The sequence below is a fragment of the Rhodococcus sp. BS-15 genome (assembly GCF_000813105.1).
In the GTDB taxonomy this organism is placed as follows: Bacteria; Actinomycetota; Actinomycetes; order Mycobacteriales; family Mycobacteriaceae; genus Rhodococcoides.
The window spans coordinates 1-3,386 of sequence record NZ_BAOX01000407.1; the positions used below are offsets into that span (position 1 = coordinate 1).

At 64.3% G+C, this 3,386-nt stretch carries 2 protein-coding genes and 2 pseudogenes; 1 reads left to right on the top strand and 3 read right to left on the bottom strand.

Features of this window, described 5'->3' with window-relative positions:
- A pseudogene (locus RHBS_RS29865) lies at positions 1 to 189 on the top strand (penicillin-binding protein); the annotation flags it as partial.
- Positions 190 to 222: 33 nt separating this feature from the next.
- Here the strand turns inward: RHBS_RS29865 and yhjD are convergent.
- From yhjD to RHBS_RS25900, 3 genes and pseudogenes are all read right to left on the bottom strand, one after another.
- The gene (gene yhjD, locus RHBS_RS25890) at positions 223 to 1,242 is read right to left on the bottom strand and encodes an inner membrane protein YhjD (RefSeq protein WP_183130201.1); all 1,020 of its coding nucleotides are present in this window, start codon (positions 1,240 to 1,242) and stop codon (positions 223 to 225) included.
- 114 nt (positions 1,243 to 1,356) lie between these two features.
- Positions 1,357 to 2,397, bottom strand: coding sequence for a tryptophan--tRNA ligase (gene trpS / locus RHBS_RS25895; protein ID WP_121870366.1), 1,041 nt, complete (start codon positions 2,395 to 2,397; stop codon positions 1,357 to 1,359).
- A gap of 105 nt (positions 2,398 to 2,502) precedes the next feature.
- A pseudogene (locus RHBS_RS25900) lies at positions 2,503 to 3,248 on the bottom strand (exodeoxyribonuclease III).
- Between the last annotated feature and the right edge of the window lie 138 nt (positions 3,249 to 3,386).

Consider the following 3,386-nt stretch of genomic DNA (forward strand, 5'->3'; position numbering starts at 1 on the left):
AGTACGCGCGCGCCCGAGGCCACTCCGACTCTCGCCCAGCCGCCCGCATCGGCGTCCGGGTCGAGCTCCCGCCAGTCCGAGATGCAGGCCCAAGGCGACACCGTCGTTCGCATAGCGATAGGAGTCATCGGTTCGATCGTGGTGATCGGATTGTTGTGGGGAGCTCGACGGCTTTCGCGCAACCGCTGAACCGGGTCCTCCGATACAGCGATTGCGAGCAATCTAGCGACGTCTGTTGCGCAGTCCCGCGAGGCCGAGAGCGGCGAGGGCACCGGCACCCACCAGCGCCAGACCCCCCGTCACGCCCGGTCCTTCGCTGACCTCGACCCTCGTGTTGATCACCGCCGGCTCCGGGGCCGGTACATGAGCTTCGGCCAAGCTCTCGCGAGTCGTCGCGGCAAACGATGTGGAGAACAGCACCAGCCGTGACGTCGTGAAGACGAATACCAGCAGACCGATGATGGGTCCGAAGACCACGCCTGCCGGGCCGCTCGTCACCGATCCCAGATAGATGGCACCGAGCTGCTTGAAGATCTCGAAACCGACGGCAGCGAGCAGAGCGCCTTTGGCTGCGCTGCGCCACGAGACCGGCTCGCGCGGCAGACGCGAGATCACCCAGGTGAACAACGCCCAGGTGCCCGCCAGCGCGAGCAGAATCGAGAAGACGCGCAGGGCGATGCCCACTCCTGGGACTGAATCGAGATTGGCCCACTCGAGAATGCTGCGCATCAGGTCACCACCGGCGAGCGCCGACAACGCCAACGACAGCACCAGCGCGGTCCCCAGCCCGAGCAGCGCGGCGAAATCCTTGGCCTTGGTGGCCAGAAAGCCCCCCTGCTCGTGCTGGCTCTCCCACATGGCGGTCAGTGCCTCCCGCAGGTTGGCGATCCAACCGAGACCTGCATACAAGGCACCGAGCAGACCGATGATGCCGACGCTCGTCCGAGACTCGATGGCCGTCTGGATCAGCGAGTTGATCGTCTCACCGAAGCTGCCCGGCACGTTCTCGGCAATCTGCGACTGGATCTCGGCAAGCCACTCGGGCTGATTCACCAGCACGAACCCGGCGATCGCGAACGCGACCATCAGCAGCGGGAACAAGGCCAGCACACTGAAGTACGTCATGCCTGCCGCGTAGTAGTCGCCCTTCTGACCCTGATAGCGCTGCGCAGCAACAACAGTGTGATCGAGCCAGGGCCACCGGTTACGCCGGTCGTCGAGGATCGCCTTGAAATCGGGCATGGCACTCACCTTTTCGCTGTCGTCGCCTGCTGTCGGATCGTGTCGCCGCGGTGCTGCGCCTCGAAGTACTCCTTGCCGAAACGCAGCACGACGAAACTCAGTGTGCCGTAGATGCTATGCACCCGGCGGCAGGAAACCCACCCTGTCGTAGACCTGAGCGAGCGTTCGGCTCGCCACTTCCCTGGCTCGATCCGCACCGGCCGCGAGGATGCGATCGAGTTCGGCCACGTCGGCCATGAACCCGTCCATCCGCTCCCGTAGCGGAACGACGAACTCGGTCAGAACGTCGGCGGTGTCGGACTTGAGGTCGCCGTATCCCTTGCCCGCATACCCAGCGACGAGGTCGTCGATACTCGCGCCCGAGAGCGCAGACTGAATCACCAGCAGGTTGCTGACGCCCGCCTTGTTCTCCGGATCGAACAGGATGTCGCGCTCGTTGTCCGTCACTGCCGAACGAATCTTCTTCGCCGACACCTTCGGATCGTCGAGGATGTTGACGATGCCCGCCGGATTCGACGAGGACTTGCTCATCTTCGCGGTGGGATCCTGCAGATCGAAGATCTTCGCGGTGCCCTTGATGATGTGCGCATCGGGCACGACGAACGTCTTCTTGAACCGGGTGTTGAAACGCTGCGCCAGATCGCGAGTCAACTCCAGGTGTTGGCGCTGATCCTCGCCCACGGGCACCAGATTCGGCCGATAGAGCAGGATATCGGCGGCCTGCAGAATCGGGTAGGTGAACAGTCCGACGCTGGTGTGATCGCGACCCTGCTTGGCGGACTTGTCCTTGAACTGCGTCATCCGCGCAGCTTCGCCGAATCCGGTGATGCAGTTCAGAACCCACGCCAACTGCGCATGCTCGGGCACCTGACTCTGCACGAACAGCGTCGACTTCTCCGGATCGATTCCCACCGCAAGCAACTGCGCTGCGGCCACTCGGGTGCGGCGCCGAAGCTCCTTGGGATCCTGAGGAACGGTGATGGCATGCAGGTCCGGGATGAAGTAGAACGCGTCGAACTCGTCCTGCAACTCCACCCAGTTCCGCACCGCACCCAGGTAGTTACCGAGATGGAAAGAATCGGCAGTCGGTTGGATGCCGGAGAGCACCCGCCGAGGCGGACCCTGCGGAGTGTCGATGGAGTCGGAAGAAGACATGCCGCAATCTTTTCACGACCCCGTCGACGCTCACTTCCTGCCTGCCGAGATGGTCACTGTGCAGGCTCCGCTACAGCACCACGGGTCACTGCGCAGGCCTCCGCTCTAGCGGTAACGCACTGTCACCGGAGCGTGATCGGACCATCGCTGGTCGTACGCCTCGGCCCGCTCGGTGATCGCTTCCTTGGCGCGCTCGGCCAGATCACTGGTGGCCAACTGATAGTCGATCCGCCAGCCGGCGTCGTTGTCGAAGGCCTTGCCGCGATAGGACCACCAGCTGTACGGACCTTCGACGCCCGGGTACAGCGCCCGTACGACGTCGGTCCAGGGGGCCTTGTCGGCGAGCAACCGCGTCACCCACTCGCGTTCCTCGGGCAGGAAGCCGGAGTTCTTGCGGTTGGTCTTCCATGCCTTGAGATCGGCCTCGGTGTGGGCGATGTTCCAATCTCCGCACACCACCACGTCGCGATCGTCGGACTTCGCGGCTTGGCCGTCTTGGCCAGATACTTCGCGAACGCCGCCATGAAGCGTTCCTTCTCGTCCTGACGCTCGGTACCCACCTCGCCCGACGGCAGATACAGGCTGGCGACGGTGACGTCGCCGAAGTCACCTTCGATGTAGCGACCTGAATCGGCGAACTCGACGGCCCCGATGCCGGTGCGAATCGCATCGGGAGCCGCCTTCGACAGCAAGGCCACCCCGTTGCGTCCTTTCGCGGACGGCTCGGCCGAGGCCAGGTGCCAGCCCCCATCGAGGGCCGGGGCCAGCGCCTTGGTCAGTTCCCCGTCGTTGGCGCGGGTTTCCTGCAGGCAGATGACGTCGGCATCGGTGGCCTCGAGCCACGCCAGCATGCCCTTGCGAACAGCTGCGCGAATTCCGTTGACGTTGACAGTGGAAACAGTGATCGGCACGCCGACGACGGTAGCCGAGCCCACCGACAGACGGCAGCTGGGCCGCACACCGAGGTCATTCCTGCAGGCTCCACTCCC

Bases quoted from the DNA above. Each gene is read 5' to 3' on its own strand.
- yhjD (WP_183130201.1), bottom strand. From the start codon at position 1,242: ATGCCCGATTTCAAGGCGATCCTCGACGACCGGCGTAACCGGTGGCCC.
- trpS (WP_121870366.1), bottom strand. From the start codon at position 2,397: ATGTCTTCTTCCGACTCCATCGACACTCCGCAGGGTCCGCCTCGGCGG.